Origin of the sequence: Pseudomonas sp. PB106 (assembly GCF_009764645.1) — a bacterium.
Classification (GTDB): Bacteria; Pseudomonadota; Gammaproteobacteria; order Pseudomonadales; family Pseudomonadaceae; genus Aquipseudomonas.
In genome coordinates this window covers 1-18,253 of the sequence record NZ_RWIM01000086.1, presented here as the reverse complement: position 1 = coordinate 18,253, position 18,253 = coordinate 1, and the positions used below count along the sequence as shown (strand labels likewise).

At 58.2% G+C, this 18,253-nt stretch carries 16 protein-coding genes and 1 pseudogene; 9 read left to right on the top strand and 8 right to left on the bottom strand.

Features of this window, described 5'->3' with window-relative positions; genetic code table 11:
• Window positions 1-119: 119 nt before the first annotated feature.
• From EJA71_RS11725 to EJA71_RS11705, 5 genes are all read left to right on the top strand, one after another.
• On the top strand, window positions 120-971 hold the full coding sequence (locus tag EJA71_RS11725; RefSeq protein WP_158956967.1) for a CAP domain-containing protein: 852 nt from the start codon (window positions 120-122) through the stop codon (window positions 969-971).
• A 280-nt stretch (window positions 972-1,251) separates the two neighbouring features.
• Complete coding sequence (moaA, locus tag EJA71_RS11720; RefSeq protein WP_158956965.1) at window positions 1,252-2,250, top strand: GTP 3',8-cyclase MoaA; 999 nt, start codon at window positions 1,252-1,254, stop codon at window positions 2,248-2,250.
• A gap of 35 nt (window positions 2,251-2,285) precedes the next feature.
• Window positions 2,286-3,182, top strand: coding sequence for a bestrophin family protein (locus EJA71_RS11715; RefSeq protein WP_158956963.1), 897 nt, complete (start codon window positions 2,286-2,288; stop codon window positions 3,180-3,182).
• Between the two features lie 517 nt (window positions 3,183-3,699).
• Window positions 3,700-5,064, top strand: coding sequence for a glutamine synthetase family protein (locus EJA71_RS11710; protein WP_158956961.1), 1,365 nt, complete (start codon window positions 3,700-3,702; stop codon window positions 5,062-5,064).
• A gap of 145 nt (window positions 5,065-5,209) precedes the next feature.
• Window positions 5,210-6,493: an FAD-binding oxidoreductase gene (locus EJA71_RS11705; protein WP_158956959.1), complete on the top strand. Its 1,284-nt coding sequence runs from the start codon at window positions 5,210-5,212 to the stop codon at window positions 6,491-6,493.
• A gap of 174 nt (window positions 6,494-6,667) precedes the next feature.
• Here the strand turns inward: EJA71_RS11705 and EJA71_RS11700 are convergent, their stop codons facing one another.
• The gene (locus tag EJA71_RS11700; protein WP_158956957.1) at window positions 6,668-7,453 is read right to left on the bottom strand and encodes a DeoR/GlpR family DNA-binding transcription regulator; all 786 of its coding nucleotides are present in this window, start codon (window positions 7,451-7,453) and stop codon (window positions 6,668-6,670) included.
• A 255-nt stretch (window positions 7,454-7,708) separates the two neighbouring features.
• Window positions 7,709-8,602, bottom strand: coding sequence for a LysR family transcriptional regulator (locus tag EJA71_RS11695; protein WP_178113683.1), 894 nt, complete (start codon window positions 8,600-8,602; stop codon window positions 7,709-7,711).
• Between the two features lie 85 nt (window positions 8,603-8,687).
• Here EJA71_RS11695 and EJA71_RS11690 point away from each other — a divergent pair, with 85 nt between their 5' ends.
• The gene (locus EJA71_RS11690) at window positions 8,688-9,464 is read left to right on the top strand and encodes an NAD(P)H-dependent oxidoreductase (protein ID WP_158956953.1); all 777 of its coding nucleotides are present in this window, start codon (window positions 8,688-8,690) and stop codon (window positions 9,462-9,464) included.
• A gap of 127 nt (window positions 9,465-9,591) precedes the next feature.
• Window positions 9,592-10,123: pseudogene (locus EJA71_RS11685) on the top strand (PAAR domain-containing protein).
• A gap of 823 nt (window positions 10,124-10,946) precedes the next feature.
• Here the strand turns inward: EJA71_RS11685 and EJA71_RS11680 are convergent.
• Window positions 10,947-11,969 (bottom strand): AbrB family transcriptional regulator, encoded by a 1,023-nt coding sequence (locus tag EJA71_RS11680; protein WP_158956951.1) that lies wholly within the window; start codon window positions 11,967-11,969, stop codon window positions 10,947-10,949.
• 158 nt (window positions 11,970-12,127) lie between these two features.
• The gene (locus EJA71_RS11675) at window positions 12,128-12,550 is read right to left on the bottom strand and encodes an HD domain-containing protein (RefSeq protein WP_158956949.1); all 423 of its coding nucleotides are present in this window, start codon (window positions 12,548-12,550) and stop codon (window positions 12,128-12,130) included.
• A 167-nt stretch (window positions 12,551-12,717) separates the two neighbouring features.
• Between EJA71_RS11675 and EJA71_RS11670 the strand changes: the two genes are divergently transcribed.
• Complete coding sequence (locus EJA71_RS11670) at window positions 12,718-13,149, top strand: hypothetical protein (protein ID WP_158956947.1); 432 nt, start codon at window positions 12,718-12,720, stop codon at window positions 13,147-13,149.
• A gap of 77 nt (window positions 13,150-13,226) precedes the next feature.
• Here EJA71_RS11670 and EJA71_RS11665 read toward each other — a convergent pair whose 3' ends face one another.
• Window positions 13,227-13,511, bottom strand: a complete 285-nt coding sequence (locus EJA71_RS11665) for a hypothetical protein (protein WP_158956945.1) — start codon at window positions 13,509-13,511, stop codon at window positions 13,227-13,229.
• Window positions 13,512-13,909: 398 nt separating this feature from the next.
• On the opposite strand from EJA71_RS11665, the gene EJA71_RS11660 reads away from it, so the two are divergent.
• Complete coding sequence (locus EJA71_RS11660; protein ID WP_158956943.1) at window positions 13,910-14,251, top strand: hypothetical protein; 342 nt, start codon at window positions 13,910-13,912, stop codon at window positions 14,249-14,251.
• Window positions 14,252-14,335: 84 nt separating this feature from the next.
• On the opposite strand, the gene EJA71_RS11655 is transcribed toward EJA71_RS11660, so the two are convergent.
• The 3 genes from EJA71_RS11655 to EJA71_RS11645 all read right to left on the bottom strand — a co-directional run bounded on the left by EJA71_RS11655 (window position 14,336) and on the right by EJA71_RS11645 (window position 18,137).
• Entirely contained in the window at window positions 14,336-14,884 is a 549-nt protein-coding gene (locus tag EJA71_RS11655; RefSeq protein WP_007950154.1) for a cupin domain-containing protein, read from the bottom strand.
• A 429-nt stretch (window positions 14,885-15,313) separates the two neighbouring features.
• A complete protein-coding gene (locus EJA71_RS11650; RefSeq protein ID WP_158956941.1) occupies window positions 15,314-16,597 on the bottom strand; it encodes an FAD-binding oxidoreductase in 1,284 nt (427 codons plus the stop codon).
• Window positions 16,598-16,646: 49 nt separating this feature from the next.
• Window positions 16,647-18,137 (bottom strand): aldehyde dehydrogenase, encoded by a 1,491-nt coding sequence (locus tag EJA71_RS11645; protein WP_064389317.1) that lies wholly within the window; start codon window positions 18,135-18,137, stop codon window positions 16,647-16,649.
• Window positions 18,138-18,253: the final 116 nt, after the last annotated feature.

Genomic DNA, 18,253 nt, shown 5'->3' with positions numbered 1-18,253 from the left:
TAGACGGCAATTCAGCAGACAAAGTTGCGCAGAAAAACCCGGCAAAGGAAGAAAAAGACATTGCACCCACCCGGGGCCTTTCGCGCATCATGGGCGCATTCAGCTCAAGGGAGATTTCCATGCGCTTCATGCCATCCGTTTTGCGTCTTGCCGCGTTGTCCGTGGGCGTTATGTTTGCCATCCCGGCGCTGGCCAGCGATGAGTCGCAATTGATCGAGTCGATCAACAGCTACCGCAGCCAGCCGCAACGTTGCGGTTCGCAGGCTTCCAATGAACTGCCACCGTTGTCGGCGGATCCACGGTTGCGGCTGCGGGCCAGCGGTGCTGTCGACCTGCAACAAGCCATGGCCAGCGCCAGTTATCCGATGGTCAATGTGCAAGCGATCACCCTCAACGGCCCGCGTGATGCGGCGTCGGCGATGAAGGCGATTCAGGAAAGTTTCTGTCAGGTGGTGCTCGATCCGCAGTTTGTCGACGTCGGTGTCAGCCGCGACGACCGTGACTGGCGCATTGTGCTGGCGCGGCCGCTGCTGTCGGCCAAGTTGGGCGATGCGCAAAGTGAAGGGCAGAAGCTGCTCAGCGAACTCAACGTGGCCCGCAGCCAACCGCGTCAGTGTGGTGACCAGGCATTTACGGCTGCCGCACCGCTGGCCTGGAACGCGACGCTGGGCACGATCTCTCAGGATCACAGCCGGGACATGGCCAACAACAGCTACTTCGACCACAAGGACCGCGACGGCCGCACCCCCGGCGACCGCGCCGAACTCGCCGGCTACAGCGGCCAACTGGTCGGCGAAAACATCGCCGCCGGGCAGGACACCGTGCACAAAGTCGTCGAAGGCTGGCTCGCCAGCCCCGGCCACTGCGCCAACCTGATGAACCCGCAATACAAAGAACTCGGCGCCGCCTACGCCACCGACCCGAAAAGCAACGCCGGCATCTACTGGACCGCGATGTTCGGCGCGCAGTAAGACAATCCCGAACACACCACAAATCCCTGTAGGAGCTAGCCCTGCTAGCGATGAGGCCGGTCCAGTCAACATCTCCATCGACTGACCCAACGCCATCGCTGGCAAGCCAGCTCCCACAATGTTTGGCGGTGCTTTCCTGCCATGCGGGCCAATCACCAATTGGGTCATCGACGGCGTCGATCAGCCGGTCACTAACAGTGATTGGACGCCATGCAACGTTGCCCATAACCTACGTTGCCCCAACTCTTCCCAATGCGGTTTTCATTCCTGCGAGGCTTTCTTGTCAGAGCGCGTCTTGATCGATGGTTACAACCGCCGCGTCGACTATCTGCGCATGTCGGTGACCGATCGCTGCGACTTCCGCTGCGTCTATTGCATGGCCGAAGACATGCAGTTTCTGCCACGGCAAAAAATTCTGACCCTGGAAGAAATCTTTCAGCTGGCGCAGAGCTTCGTCGCCCTCGGCACGCGCAAGATTCGCCTCACCGGTGGCGAGCCGCTGATCCGTCCGGGCGTGGTCACGTTGTGCGAGCAGATCGCCGCCCTGCCCGGCCTGCGCGAGCTGTGCATGACCACCAACGGCTCGCAGCTCGGCAAACTGGCCGCGCCGCTGTTCGATGCCGGGGTCAAACGCCTGAACATCAGCCTCGACAGCCTTGATCCGCAGCGCTTCAAAGAGATGACCCGCACCGGCGATCTGGCGCAGGTGATCAACGGCATCGATGCCGCGCGCAAGGCCGGTTTCACCCGCACTAAACTCAATGTCGTGGTGATGCAGGGCCGTAACGATCAGGAGATCAACGACCTGGTCAGCTTCGCGATCGACCGTCAGCTCGACGTCTCTTTCATCGAAGAGATGCCGCTGGGGATCATCAGCGAACACAGCCGTGCGGAGTCGTTTTTCTCCAGCGCCCAGGTGCGCGAAAGGATTGCCGAGCGCTATACCTTGATCGACTCGGCGGAATCCACTCAAGGTCCGTCGCGCTACTGGCGGCTGGCCGAGGCGCCGGAGATTCGCCTGGGCTTTATTTCGCCGCACAGCCACAACTTTTGCGGCACCTGCAACCGGGTGCGGCTCACCGTCGAAGGTCGCCTGCTACTGTGTTTGGGTAACGAGCATTCGGTGGATCTGAAAGCGGTACTGCGCACCCATCCGGGGCAACCGCAGCGGCTGGAGAAAGCCATCGTCAAGGCGATGAAACTCAAGCCGTACCGGCATAATTTCGAAGTGAACGACGACGTTCAGGTCGTGCGCTTCATGAACATGACCGGCGGCTGATCCGCCACCTTCATGGGTTATCGGAACTGCACAGCATGATCATCAGACCCAAGGTCAATCAGTTCGCCATTCTCTTCACCCTCAAGGGTTCAATCGCCAAACGCATTGCCATGCGCACGCTGATGGTCACCCTGCTCGCCTCGGCCATCGTGCTGGTAGAGATCCTCCATCCGAGCAACTTCACCAAGGTCAACGCCACGCCGTTTACCTTGCTTGGGTTGTCGCTGTCGATCTTCATGAGTTTTCGCAACAACGCCTGTTATGACCGCTGGTACGAAGCGCGCAAAGCCTGGGGTGAGGTGATCGTGCATATCCGCTCGGTTATTCGCGAAACCCATGTGATTCGCGAGTCAGCTGAACGCAAGCCGTTGCTGCTGAATCTGTGTGGCTTTGCTCATGCGCTGAACGCGCGGTTGCGCAAGGAAAGCGAGGCGGATGCGAGCAGTCAATGGATCATGCCGAAACCCGATCCGCAGACCCCGGATTACAGCACACGCATCCTGCAAACGGTGGGTCAGCAGTGTTCTGATCTGCATCAACGGGGCGAGCTGAGCGAGTGGCGCTACATGCTGCTGGCCAATCACCTGACCAGCCTGACCCAGGCACAAGCGGTGTGCGAGCGGATCAAAACCACACCGCTGCCGTTTCCCTACACGCTGTTGCTGCACCGCACGATTTACCTGTTTTGCATCCTGCTGCCGTTCGCCATGGCTGAACCGCTGGGCTGGCTGACGCCGTTGTTTACAGCGATTGTCAGCTATGCGTTTTTTGGTCTGGATGCGATTGCCGACGAACTCGAAGACCCCTTCGGCCGCGACGAAAACGACCTGCCCACCGACGCACTGGTGCGCACCATCGAACGCGACATCCTCGCCGAACTCGGCGCCGAAGTGCCGCCAGCGCTGAAGCCTGTGGTCTATGTCCTGAGCTGATCGCCTTTCTCCCAAACACCACAGAACCCTGTGGCAGCAGCTAGTCCTGCTAGCGAGGAGGCCTGAACAGCCAACACACATCGCGGCTGATCGAACAAATCGCGTGTTCAAAATAATTCACATTGATCGTTTACACGCCCGTGAATTCCCCCTTACTATCCGGGCACACCGGTCGGAGGTAACCACCCCGCCACCGACGTTTTCCGCCAACGGAAACACGCGTTATGAGCACGTCACCACAACAACTCAAATCGTTGAACGTCTCCGCTGTGTGCGCCCTCTGTCAAAGGGGCCGCGCATGAATCGCATCGTCAATCTCCCCATGGCCCTGCGCCGTTCCAAGCTGCGTCACTCCGCACGCCCGCCGGATATCGTCCTGCCCGTCTGATCGCGCCCGTTAAAAAAGCCGCGACAGTCTCCCATTTCTTGATATCCCTGCCAGGACACCCACGCCTATCGTCGTGGCGTGTCCGGTTCGAATCTGCGCGCCCGTGCGGCGCCATCGTGAGTGATCGTTATGAAATTTGCAGCCATCGAAGACGCACGCCTGTTTCTTGAGCAAAACCCCGACATCGACATGATCGAGCTGTTCATCCTCGACGCCAACGGCGTGCCGCGCGGCAAGCTGTTGCACCGTGAAGAACTGCTCGCCGTGTATGAAAGCGGTCGCCCGCTGCCGAGCACCATCCTCGGCCTGACCGTGCAAGGTGAAGACGTGGAAAACTCCGGTCTGGTCTGGGACGTTGGCGATATCGACTGCCGCGCCTATCCTTTGGAAGGCAGCCTGGTACGTCTGCCATGGCGGCAGATTCCGACCGCCGCCGTGCAAGTGAGCATGCATCCGACCGAGGGCATGCCGGCAAGCATCGCCGACCCACGGCACCTGCTGATCAAGGTCATCGATGGCCTCAAAGCCGAGGGTTTTCACCCGGTCATGGCTTGCGAGCTGGAGTTCTATCTGCTCGACGCCAAACGCGATCACAACGGTCGCCCACAACCGGCGCTGGACGCTGACGGTGGCCGACCGCGACACACTCAGGTCTACGGCTTGCGTGAGCTGGAACAGATCGAACCGTTCCTCGCCGACCTCTACAGCGCCTGCAAACTGCACGGCATTCCGGCACGCACGGCGATTTCCGAATACGCGCCGGGCCAGGTTGAAATCACCCTCGAACACGGCGATGCGCTGGAAGCGATGGATCAAGCGGTGCGCTACAAACGACTGGTCAAAGCCGTGGCGCACAAGCACGGCATGCAGGCGACATTCATGGCCAAGCCGTTCGATGATCTGGCGGGCACCGGCATGCATATGCACGTCAGTCTGGCCGATGGCGAAGGTCGTAATTTGTTCGCCTCGGAAGACCCGGCCGGCACGCCGCTGCTGCGCACGGCGATTGGCGGCATGCTCGCTTCCTTGCTCGATACGTTGTTGCTGTTCTGCCCGAACGCCAACTCCTATCGCCGTTTCCAGGCCAACAGCTATGCGCCATTGGCGCCGACCTGGGGCGTCGACAACCGCACCGTCAGCCTGCGTGTACCGGGCGGTCCAGCCAACACTCGCCACATCGAACACCGTATCTGCGGCGCCGATGCCAACCCCTATCTGGCAGCGGCGGCGATCCTCGCTGGCATTCATCGCGGCATTCGTGAAGACCTTGATCCGGGGGCGCCGGTCGAGGGCAATGGCTATGCGCAGGCGAAGGAATTGCTACCAACCGATTGGCTGACCTCGCTGCAGGCGCTGGAAAATTCGGTGTGGGCGCGGGATGCCTTGGGGCAGGAATTTCTCGGGGTGTATCTGGCGGTGAAGCGTGCCGAGTATCGGCAGTTCATGGCTGAAGTGGGTGAGCAGGATTGGCGGTGGTATCTCACCGAGGCCTGAATTCACCACTATCCCTTGTAGGAGTGAGCCTGCTCGCGATGAGGCCATGTCAGTCACCTCATAGATGAATGACACACCGCTATCGCGAGCAGGCTCACTCCTACAAGGGACCGCGTACAACCGAAGAATTTGTGTGGACACTGACATGACCGAACGCTGCAATTCCTACTACACCGCCACTCTCAACCAAGACACCGACTACCCGACCCTGCAAGGCCGGCACAGTGTCGACGTGGTGATCATCGGCGGTGGTTTCACTGGCGTCGCGACCGCCGTCGAACTCGCCGAAAAAGGCTTGAAAGTCGCCATCGTCGAAAGCAACAAGATCGGCTGGGGCGCCACCGGGCGCAATGGCGGCCAAGTGACCGGCAGCCTTTCCGGTGACGGCGCCATGCGCAAACAGATGCGCGCGAAACTCGGCGATCAGGTCGATGACTTCATCTGGCACCTGCGCTGGCGCGGCCACGAAATCATCAAGCAACGGGTCGAGAAATACGGCATTCAGTGCGACCTCAAACACGGTCACCTGCACGCTGCCTACAAGCCCAGCCACATGGCCGATTTGCGCAAGGATTACGAGGAAGCCGTACGCCGCGGACTGGGTGATGAGGTCAGCCTGCTCGACCGCAGCCAAGTGCGCGATCTGCTGCAGAGCGAGCTCTATCACGGTGCGATCAAGAACACCCGCAACATGCATTTGCACCCGCTCAATCTGTGCATCGGCGAGGCGCGGGCGGCGGAAAGTCTTGGTGCGTTGATCTTTGAAAACAGTGAAGTGCTGGAGATCATTCACGGTGCAACGCCCGGCGTGAGAACCGCCCACGGCCAGATCGACGCCAAGCAGGTGATGCTCGCCGGTGACGTCTATCACAAGCTCGAACCCGGTCAGCTCAAGGGCAAGATTTTCCCGGCCATGGGCGGCATCGTCACCACTGCGCCGCTCGGCGATCTGGCCAGGCAGATCAACCCGGAAGATCTGGCGGTGTACGACTGCCGCTTCGTCCTCGACTACTACCGCCTCACCGCCGATGGCCGTTTGTTGTTCGGTGGCGGCGCCAACTACAGCGGCAAGGATTCACGAGACATCGCCGCCGAACTGCGCCCGTGCATCGAGCAAACTTTCCCGGCGCTCAAAGGCGTGCAGATCGACTACCAGTGGAGTTGCGCGATGGGCATCGTGATCAACCGCATTCCACAACTGGGCAAGCTCTCGGACAACGTCTGGTATTGCCAGGGTTATTCGGGGCACGGCATCGCGACGACGCACATCATGGGTGAAATCATGAGCCGGGCGATCACCGGGCAGATGGAGCAGTTCGACACGTTTGCCGCGTGCCAGCACATTCGCGTGCCGATGGGGGATTTGCTGGGGAACCCGTTGTTGGCGGCAGGGATGTGGTATTACCAGATGCTTGAGCGCCTTCGCTGACACACCCTCCAGTTGTAGGAGCTGCCGAAGGCTGCGATCTTTTGATCTTGTTGTTAAAAATCAAAATCAAAAGATCGCAGCCTTCGGCAGCTCCTACAGGGTCATCGGTTCACTGAAGATCCATTGTGGGAGCTGGCTTGCCAGCGATGAGGCCCTCAAATCCAGCGCAAAAACTCAATCAATCAGTTGCTCCACCACAATCCCCAACCGCCGATAATCCTCGACACTCCCCGACGCTACATGCCGCTCGGTAATCAGCATCTGCAAGCGCGTACACGGCCCCACCACAAATGGCTCCACCGCTCCGAGCTTATCCGCCGACGTCACCGCAATCACCCGCGCTGCGCCATCGAGCATCGCCTGCTTCACCGGCACTTCATCGAAATGCACCGAGGTAATTCCCACTTCCGGATGAATCGCGCAGACCCCGGTGATCGCCAGATCCGCCTTGATCCCCGCCAGTAAACGCAACGCCTCGTGCCCACCCGCCGCCATCGTTCGCGGGTTCAACTGACCGCCGGCAAGAATCACCTTCACGCCTCTGAATTCCGACAGGGCAATCGCCGTCATCGGCGAAGCCGTCACCGCCGTGATGCTGATATCTGCACGCAATGAGCGCGCAACCTGCAGCGTGGTCGAGCCGGAATCGAACAGCACAATCTGCCCGTCCTCAATCTGCTGCGCCGCCAATTGCGCCAAGCGGATTTTCACCTCATCGGTCTCGTCCAGCCGCGTGAAGTAATCCTTGCCGGAGTCTTTCGGACGCGGCAACGCCCCGCCGTGCACACGCTGCACGAGGCCTGCGGTATCCAGTTCGGCGAGGTCGCGGCGGATGGTGTCTTCGGACACTGCAAAGTGCTGGCTCAACTCCGACGCCATGACTTTGCCGTCGCGTTCGAGGAGCAAGAGGATTTTCTGCCGGCGCAGAGAAGGCAGTTCAGCTACAGAATGATCGTGCACGGTTATGCCTGTTTATGCTTGTAGTTGCAGGTTTCTGCGAGATTAGCGAAAGCCTCTGCCAAACACAAACCGGCGGACATCAATTGTTTCGATCATTGGAATCAACAAGGCGAATTTTTTCTTTGCTTTCAACCTGTTCAGAATGGCCGCACTTCCAAAAAGCTCAGGATGAACACCTCATGAATCTCAATTTTGCGTTTGCGTGCATGATCGTTGTGTCGTTTGCGGTGGCGTTGGGTCACGCCTGACCGCGCATCAGACCGACGCCAGCAACTGCTCGCGCAGCCATTTATGCGCCGGATCGCGGTGCGAACGCTCGCCCCAGAACATCGCCATCTCGTAGCCCGGCACCTCCAGCGGCGCGTCGACCACCTGCAATGCCGGATTGCCACGCACCAGGCGTGAGGGCAGCATCGCCACCAGATCGGTACTCGCCAGCACCGACATCGCCATCAGAAAGTGCGGCACCGACAACACCACTTTTCGCTGCAATCCGACATCGGCCAACGCCCTGTCAGTCACCCCGAAAAAGCCGCCGCCCTCACGCGACACCATCACGTGTTCCAGCCCGCAGAACTGCTTGCGCGTCGGTGCGCGTTTCAAACCTGGATGACCGATTCGACCGGCCAACACGTAGCGCTCGGTGAACAGCGGTCGACGATGCAGTTCGGGCGGCGCGTCTTCGCTGATGTGCAGCGCCAGATCAAACACGCCCTGCTCGGCCTGTTTCACCAGATGCGCCGGCAACATGTCGATCACCGCCAACCGCGTGCCCGGCGCCTGTTCGCGCAAGCCGCTCAGCGCCGGCAACACCACCGTCGACTCGCCGTAATCGGTCGCGGCGATTTTCCAGGTGTGTGTCGCCTGCGCCGGGTCGAACGCGCTGGCCGGCGCCACCGCCCTCTCCAATGCCTCCAGCGCCTCGCGCAATGGCTCGCGCAATTCATCGGCGCGTGCCGTCGGGCGCATGCCACGCGGTCCGGGCAACAACAGCGGATCGCCAAAAATGTCGCGCAACTTGGCCAAATGCACACTCACCGACGGCTGCGACAGGTTCAACCGTTGCGCAGCGCGGGTGACGTTGTGCTCGGACAGCAGCACATCGAGAGTCAGCAGCAGATTGATATCCAGGCGTCTCAAATTATTCATGGCTATACCAGACATATCAGACATTCATTTCCAATATACCGGTTGAGCGCCGATCCTGCAGTCACTCAGCTAACGGAGCTTCAACATGAACGTGCTACTGGTTTACGCCCACCCGGAAACGACGTCCCTCAACGGCTCACTGCGCGACTTCACCGTCCAGCGCCTGCAAGCCGCCGGCCACACCGTGCAGGTCTCCGACCTCTACGCGATGAACTGGAAAGCCACCCTCGACGCCGACGACGCCCCGCAGCGCGATGCGAGCAAACCGTTCCACGCCTCACTCGACTCGAAAATCGCCTACGCCGACGGCACCCAATCCGCCGACATCACCCGCGAGCAGGAAAAGCTGTTGTGGGCCGACGCGCTGATTCTGCAGTTCCCGCTGTGGTGGTTCACCATGCCGGCGATCCTCAAAGGCTGGGTCGACCGCGTGTACGCCTACGGCTTTGCCTACGGCGTCGGCGAACACTCCGACAGCCGTTGGGGCGAGCGGTACGGCGAAGGAAAAATGAAAGGCAAACGGGCGATGTTGATGGTCACCACCGGCGGCTGGGACTCGCACTATGCGGCGCGTGGGATCAATGGGCCGATGGATGATCTGCTGTTTCCGATTCAGCACGGGGTTTTGTATTACCCGGGGTTTGAAGTTGTGCCGCCGTTTGTGGTGTATCGCACCAGTCGGATGGATGCGGTGCGCTATGCGCAAACCAGCGAGGAATTGGGGCGGCGGCTGGATGAGTTGTGGAGTGCGCGGCCGATTGGGTTTCGGCAGCAGAATGCCGGCGAATACAACATTCCTGGGTTGACGTTGAAGGATGAAATCGCACCCGGGACCGAGGGCTTTGCAGCGCACAGCGTTTAACATCCGCTAGCTATGGGTGAATAAAATATTCTTTAGGTGCGCTTAAGCCATATGAACAGAACCATGGTTCACATCAGCTGTGTTGTGTAACATTTCCAGAACAGTCGCTTTTACAAGGAAGTTCACAATGTCTGGCAAACCTGCTGCCCGGGTTACCGACCCTACCTCTTGCCCCCTTCCGGGCCACGGCGTTAACCCGATTGCCGCTGGCTCTCCTGATGTTTTTTTTTGATGGTTTGGCTGCCGCCCGCCAAAACGACAAGAGCGCATGCGGCAGCCCTATCACTGGAGAGGTTGCCTCAACTGTCCTCATCAACGGTATGCCCGCCGCTACCGTTGGCAGCATTGGTGCTCATGGCAACAATGTCGTAAGTGGCTCGTCTACCGTAATCATCGGTAACTCGCACACTCCCGCAGAATTCGTCCCGCCATCCGCCATGCCACTCTGGGCGATGATCTTCGATGAAAAATTCCGGATCGTCGGCAGTGATGGTCAGCCTTTGGCCAATGTGCCATACCACATTAAAGATGAGACTGGTCGCGTTTATACGGGCTTTTCTGATGAAGCGGGCCATACGCCACGAATTGCCACAAGCAAACAAGAAACACTAGAAATAACAACGGGCGTTGCCGCACTGGAAAAATGGGGTGATGCATGACGGAATTTTCTTGCCAGATTCCAACTAACAAACAAGCAGGCTCAGTGAGCAACGTCCCCGGCTATTTAATGCCCGCTAACATCCACCTGTTTGTTGTAGTCGACGAGATAGGTTGTATTTGGTACTGCCGGGTATTTGGGAGCTACATGGCTTACTGAATACTTACAGGAATAATCTTATGAATTTTTTTCGACGTATATTCGGCTCATTGAAATCGACGCCTCAGGAGCAAATTGTCGGATACAGCGTGTCAGAGTTGGAAAAGTTGTTCCTTCTTCCAATACCTGCCGCGAGCCTGCCAATATACCCTCCGACTTCACCCTTAAAAAATGTGGGTATCGACGCGTATTACTCCTCTTTCCTAATAGCTATTGATGAAATCTCGGAATTTAACACACTCATAGCTTCCACCTTCAGAACAGAAAGCGAAAGAACATTTAATGGTCTGACGGTGTTTCAATGTAAAAACGTGCTTACAGAGTCTCGAGTAATATATTTTATATCTCTCAGAGAATTCCAATCAGCCACAATTCGCCTCGTAACGAATTGCTCAGAACTGTTAATCCTACTGAGTCAAAAAAAATTCTCCGTACCACCACCATGGATTGCATTTCCGGGTTATGAGCCTGCATGGTGGGGTGGAAATATGGAGGGTGCGCAGGGATATTACGACAACATTTATTTTTCCCTTTTTTTTACAAATCTCAATAACAACGAAAAACAGGCTTACTACGAGAGATTTAACGCATCACAAAAATGGATCGATAGGTTAGAGTTCATATACAACGACGACTGATCCTATTTTCTACCGGTGCCTGAAGAATCAGGCACCCGCTCGCCCCCGCCGCACCTGCACCAACAACGCCGGCGCAAAATGCAGCAACACCATCCGGCTCAAATGATGAGTCAGGATAAACACCACATTCAGCCCACCACCAAACGCGACAATCGCAATCGTTTCAATCGCGCCCGGCATATAAGCCAGCCACAGCGACAGCGGATCACTGCCCAACCAGCGCGCCGCCACTTCAGCAAATACTGCGGCGACCAGGATCATCAATCCGACCGAGACCAGTGCTGTTCGGCCATGACGTCCCAGTTCCGCGAAGCCCAGGCCTTGAAAGCGTGATCCTATCCGCACACCGAGAATCAACGCCGCGAGATTCAAACTCCAGTCCGGCATGTGAAAGCCGTGCAGCCATCCCGATTTCACAAACACCGCCGTAATGATGATCGCGGTGAGCATGAACGGCGCCGGGACGCCGATCACCAACAGCAAGCGCCCGAGCAGTACGCTCAACGCGATCACCGAAAATGCGGTCAACGCCATGCCCGTGGTCAATGGATCACCATCGGCAACGGCCACCGCAGCGGCTTGGCCGGGAATCAGGAAACTCACCAGCACTGTGATCAGCAGCAAGCGCATCAGGTGCACGATGATGACCTTGCTCGAGGCTTTCTCTGACTCGAGCAAATCGAACACCGCCGCCAGTGCGCCGGGATAAACCCCCAGCAACGCATCGGTGCGATTCCAGCCGGCGCCGCGTATCAGCCACCACGCGGCGAGCGTGATTTGCACGGCTAGGCAGATCAGTAAGACGCCGAGGCTCGGCAACATCGTCGAGGCTGTCGCGCTGTCCCATGCTTCGAACATCAGCCCCGTGGCGATGCCGAGTGTGACCTGGATGAAGCCGAGTCCATAGGGAGTTGCCGGTGCGATACCGGTTTTACTGGCGAACACTGCGGTGACGACAATCGAGCCCAGCAGCAGGCCATGGGGTACGCCTTCGAACTGCAACAGCGCGCCGAAACCGGCGGCAATCAACAAACATAGAATGGATTTCATCGTCGCCTTCCTGGCTATTTACCTGACCCAACATCACCGAATAAACACTGGCCACTGTGGGAGCGAGCTTGCTCGCGAAGGCGCCAGGTCATTTACATATTTTCGACTGACACAACGCTTTCGCGAGCAAGCTCGCTCCCACAGGATTGTGATTACTTTTACATTCGTAACCGTCCAATCGCCCGCCGATACTTTTCGATCCGTTCCAGATCCTCCCAACTCGGCGAGGCAATTCGCGAGATATCGCTGTTCTCTTCCAGATCCGCCAGCTTCACCATTCGCCCAATCGGGTTTTGCGCGGCGCGGTCGACGAAGTCCTCGTAGGATTCGCCCGGTACTTTGGTCACGGATTGGATAGCGTCCAACACAGCTTCGCTGAAGCCTTCCTTGCGCAGATCATCGAGACTGATGCCGCAATCCTCGACCACGTCATGCAGCACGGCAACGATGCGCTCTTCCAGCGTGCTCATGCGCGACATGACTTTCAGCGGATGCAGAATGTACGGCGCACCGCCCTTGTCGACCTGCCCGGCGTGGGCCGTGGCGGCGATGGCGATAGCGCGTTCGAGGGTCTGAGTCATGGGTAATGTTCCAATCCGTGGGCGCTGAATGTTTCCGATTGTTTCGCAATGTACGCGACGGGAGCAAATCAAAAACCCGATGGAACCTCCCTCCTCCGCCCAATCTCGAAACTGTATCAGCGCCAAATCATCGATCAGACACGGCGCCATTGGAGAGGAAAAGCCCGATGAACATTCGATTCCTGCTTCTGATCGCCACTTTCGCCGTCATCCCCACCTGCGTCATGGCCGAAGGCTGCGACGTGCAGACCCAATCCTCCAGCGCCTCAGTACCGTCGGTCGAAAGTCACAGCTGTTATGAATACGAAGGCATGCCGGTAAACTCGATTGACTGGTCGTGCAGCAACGAAAGCAAAGACATGCTCAGCAGCACCAAGAACAAAGTCGAACACTGCGCCGACCATTATCAGGCCTCGTGCATCGCCACGATCACCCAGGAATCCCTGGCGAATCCGCACTCAACCAGCAAAGACAAGAACGCCAAAGCACTGAACATCCCCGATAACGCGCAAGTGACCACCTATTACTACGACGTGGAGCATTTGGCGCAGGCGCGGATTGATTGTGAGAACGGCGGTGGGCATTGGAAGGCAAAGTAGTCGTTTGATCTGCGCGTTGGCGATAGGCAAAGAAAAGCCCGGCTGAAAAGACCGGGCTTTTTGATGCGCTATGTCCATCAACCACCGCCGCTACCGCCACTGCTGCTACCAGACGTTTGGCCCGCACCAGTAGGTTTGGAGGCAGATGGCACTGGCCCATTGTCAGTCTTGCCACTGTCCCCGCCCTGGGGCAGCGAATTGGCATCGGGATCGGCATTCGTCGCCGGGGCAGCCGGATCACGAGTCTGGCTGGTGCCATCGTTCGCCGTTGGCGTGGATGTCTCGCCGGCCGCGATCGCGTACAGCGAGCTACTGGACAGGAACGCCGCGAGGGTTAACACCGCAATTTTATGGTTGAGCATGGTGGCTTTTCCTTTGCTGGGTGAGTTACAGCATTGGAAGAGTGGCTGGTACGAAGGTGCGGTGTATCGGATGAATGGTCATGGTTTAAGCGAAAAAAAACCGCCGTCTGTTCAGGCATCGGTTTTTTGTGAATGGTCGCGGGTCCCCGGACGATCAGCGCTTCATGGCTTCGCACTGGTTGCGGGATTCGTTCACGACAATCTTGGGAAGCCGCGAGAGACATCCACCCAATGTTCAATCGTCGTTTGAACAAATCAGGTTTACTTTCGGGTTATCTATCGCAAAAGACTATAAGCAACTGTCATTTATTACAGGTGACGGGGTGACGATCATCTCTTTTAATTAATACCTGCGATCTTATAAAAAACCCTCACACGGACTCGATTAAGGGCGGAAAATGGCCAACAATATCTGCGCGACCTACGAAGATGCAGCTCAGAACCTTAAATTGGTGATAACCAAACAATCTGAAAGCGAGGGTCGTTTCTGGGGGAAAGTCATTAGAAACGGTGTTGAGTCCCAGATATCTGGACACGGCGGTTTTCGCTTTTACAACAACGACATTGGATATGGGGAAGGAACGACCCTGTTTGAGTTCACCAATGGCAATGATAAGTGGAACTTGCAATCCGACCACGTAAATTCTAAACCTGATTTCTCAGTTCTTTACGGAACGTGTACGTATATAGATAGCGATGGCGGCCAGACTCCAATACGCACGACTCTAAAGAAAATCTGACCATGATAGAAATTTTCAAAGCACGAAGAGGTGCCATTTCCTCATAAAATGGCACCTTAAAAGTAGAAGCATTGGATGATGCGCTTAGAAATTCGCCGGCGTATTCGCACTGATAATCTCAGCCTCATCCGCCCCGATATTGCGGAACTTATGCGGCAGCGTCGTCGGAAAGTAATACCCATCCCCCGCATTCAACACACTCACCGACCCATCCACGGTCAGCTCCACCGTGCCACGGGTGACAAGCCCACACTCCTCGCCCTCGGCGTGAACGATTGGCTCTTCCCCGGAACTCGCGCCTGGGGCGTATTGCTCGCGCAGCAAGCGCATCTGCCGGCTGGGTACGGAGGCGCCGATCAGCAGCAGGCGCAGGCCGTGGCGGCCGAGGTCGGGTTGTTCGTTGGCGCGGAAGACGTATTGGTGTTCGCGCGGGGGTTGGTCGAAGGTGAAGAAGTCGGCCAGGGACATCGGTATGCCTTCGAGCAGCTTTTTCAGGGAGCTGACGGAAGGGCTGACGCGATTCTGTTCGATCAGGGAGATGGTGGCATTGGTCACGCCGCTACGCCGGGCCAGCTCGCGCTGGGAGAGTTTGTAGCTTTCGCGTACTAGTTTGAGTCGAGAACCCGTATCCATGACAGCCTTATGTGAGAACGACTTAAGGGCGATGGGGGTGGGTGGCGGGTGACGCGCCGAGGGCGCGGATCACGTTGCTCCCGTGTCCCGGAACCGTGAAAGGCGGCTATTAAATCACGTTTGCTGGTGTTGCTCAGCAGGTTCGATGGACGGTGGGTGAAATGAACCTGCGGGTGGTAATTTTGGGCTGAATACAAAACCTGTGGGAGCTGGCTTGCCAGCGATTGGGTGGGACATTCAACATCCCTTTTGCTGAAAGACCGCTATCGCTGGCAAGCCAGACTCCCACAGGTTTTGTGGTGTGTCAGTAGGTGTGATAGCGCCTTTACGGGCGCCATCGCTGGCAAGCCAGCTCCCACATCTGGATATCTGGGGTGTTGCGATAAGAAAAACCGGCGGGGTCTTGGGGGCCGCCGCCGGGGAGGTAACTTAAATGCCGAAGCGGTCGCGCAGCGAGTAGTACACGGCGCCGAGGGCGGTCAGTGGGGCGGAGAACGTGCGGCCACCGAGCATCGGCATGTGCGGCAAGGATGCGAAAGCGTCGAAACGTTCGGCATCGCCACGGATCATTTCCGAGATCAGTTTGCCGGCCAGATGCGAGCAAGTGACGCCGTGGCCGCTGTACCCCTGCATGTAGTAGGCGTTTTTTTCGATGCGACCGAATTGCGGCATGCGTGACATGGTCAGCAGGAAGTTGCCGGTCCAGCGGTAGTCGATTTTCACGTCCTTGAGCTGCGGGAAGGTTTTGAGGATTTTCGGGCGGATCAGTTGTTCGATGTCGTCCGGTTCACGCGCGCCGTAGACCACGCCGCCGCCGTAAAGCAAGCGGTTATCGGCGGTCAGCCGATAGTAATCAAGCAGGTAGTTGCAGTCTTCGACGCAGTAATTGTTGGTAACCAGACTGCGCGCCTGCTTTTCGGTCAACGGTTCGGTGACGACGATCTGCGAGCCGCACGGCATGCTTTTCGCGGTGACGCGGTTGTCCAGACCTTGCGGCAGGTAAGCGTTACCGGCGATCAGCAGGTACTTGGCGCGCACTAGGCCTTTGGCGGTGCGCACGGTGATCGGCTCGCCGTAGGTGATTTCCACGGCAGCGGATTGCTCGTAGATATTGCCGCCCAGACGCACGATGGCTGCGGCTTCACCCAGCGCCAGGTTCAGCGGGTGAACGTGACCGCCCTGCATGTCGAGCAAGCCGCCAACGTAGGCGTCGGAGCCGATTTCGCGACGGATCTCGGCCTCATCGAGCATCTTCAGGTTGCGGTTGCCGTAACGTTCCCAGTTGCGCTTTTGCTCAGCCAGACCGTTGAGTTGCTTCTTGTTCATCGCTGCGAAAATGCCGCCCGGGCGATAGTCGCATTGGATGTCGTATTCCTTGATGCGCGAACGGATGATGTCGGCGCCTTCGAAGATCATGCTGCCGAGAATTTCTGCCGTCTTGTCGCCGTAGCGCTCTTCGATCACATCGACGTCGCGGCTGTAGGAGTTGACCAGTTGACCGCCGTTGCGACCGCTGGCGCCGTAGCCGACTTTCGCCGCTTCGAGGACCGTCACTTTGTAGCCGGCCTCGGTCAGGAACAGCGCCGAGGACAAACCGGTGTAACCGGCGCCGATGATGCAGACATCGCAATCCACCGCTTCTTCCAGGACTGGAAAATCGATGACTTCGTTGCGGGACGCTGCGTAGTAGCTGTTGACGTGTTGCTGTTTCATACGTTTCTCCGATGGCCGCCAGACACTGGCGACCGCCGCTGTAAAAGAATTAGAGCTTGATCCAGGTCGCTTTCAGCTCGGTGTACTTGTCGAACGCGTGCAGCGATTTATCGCGACCATTGCCCGATTGTTTGAAACCACCGAACGGTGCGGTCATGTCGCCGCCGTCGTACTGGTTGACCCAGACGCTACCGGCACGCAGGCCACGGGCGAAGGTGTGCGCCTTGCTCAGGTTGCTCGTCCAGACGCCGGCGGCGAGGCCGAAGATGCTGTCGTTGGCAATCTGCAGCGCTTCTTCCGCGGTGTCGAAAGTGATCAGCGACAGCACCGGGCCGAAGATTTCTTCCTGGGCGATGGTCATCGCGTTGGTCACGCCGTCGAAGAGCGCTGGTTGCACATAGAGCCCACCGGTTTCTTCGAGAGTGCGTTGGCCGCCGGCAATCAGCTCGGCGCCCTGCTCGCGACCGATGCTGATGTAGCGCAGGACGTTGTCGAGTTGACGCTGATCGACCACGGCGCCGACGGTGGTCGCCGGATCCAGTGAATGACCCGGTTTCCACGCCTGCAGCGCTTCCACCAGCAGCGGAATGAACTGCTCGCGGATCGAACGTTCGACCAGCAAGCGCGAACCCGCCGTGCAGACTTCGCCCTGGTTGAAGGCAATGGCGCCGGCCGCTGCTTGTGCTGCCGCGCGCAAGTCCGGTGCGTCGGCAAACACCACGTTCGGGCTCTTGCCCCCTGCTTCGAGCCAGACGCGTTTCATGTTGCTTTGGCCGGCATAAATCATCAGTTGCTTGGCGATCGCCGTGGAGCCGGTGAAGGCCAGCACGTCGACGTCCATGTGCAACGCCAGCGCCTTGCCAACGGTGTGGCCGAAGCCCGGCAGGACGTTGAACACGCCTTTCGGAATGCCTGCATCCAGTGCCAGTTGGGCGATGCGGATCGCCGTCAGCGGCGACTTTTCCGAAGGTTTGAGAATGAACGAGTTGCCTGCGGCCAGCGCCGGAGCGAACTTCCAGCTGGCCATGATCAGCGGGAAGTTCCACGGCACGATGGCCGCGACCACGCCGGAAGGCTCGCGAGTGACGAGGCCGAGTTGATCGTGGGGTGTGGCGGCAACTTCGTCGTAGATCTTGTCGATGGCTTCGGCGCTCCAGCGGATCGCGTTGGCGGTCGCCGGGATGTCGATGCTCATCGAATCACTGATCGGTTTACCCATGTCGAGGGTTTCCAGCAGCGCCAGTTCTTCCTGGTTCTGCAGGATCAGATCGGCGAAGCGGATCAGAATGCGCTTGCGCTCGGCCGGGGCTTTTTTCGCCCACACGCCGGATTCAAAAGACTGGCGCGCGACTTCAACGGCGAGGTTGGCGTCGGCTTCATCGGTGCTGGCCACGGAGGCGAGGAAACGGCCGTCGACGGGGCTTAGGCATTCGAAGGTATCGCCACTGATGGCCGGGCGGTATTCACCGTTGATGAACGCGCGGGCTTCGATGGTCAGGGACTGGAAGCGTTGTTCCCAGTCGTTGCGGGTCGTTGTCATTGTTGTGGCTCGACAAGGGGGTGGTGAGCAGCGGACGAACGCCGCTGTTCAAAATCTGGTAACCCGATCCCCTGTAGGAGCTGCCGAAGGCTGCGATCTCTTGCCTTTGATTTTTT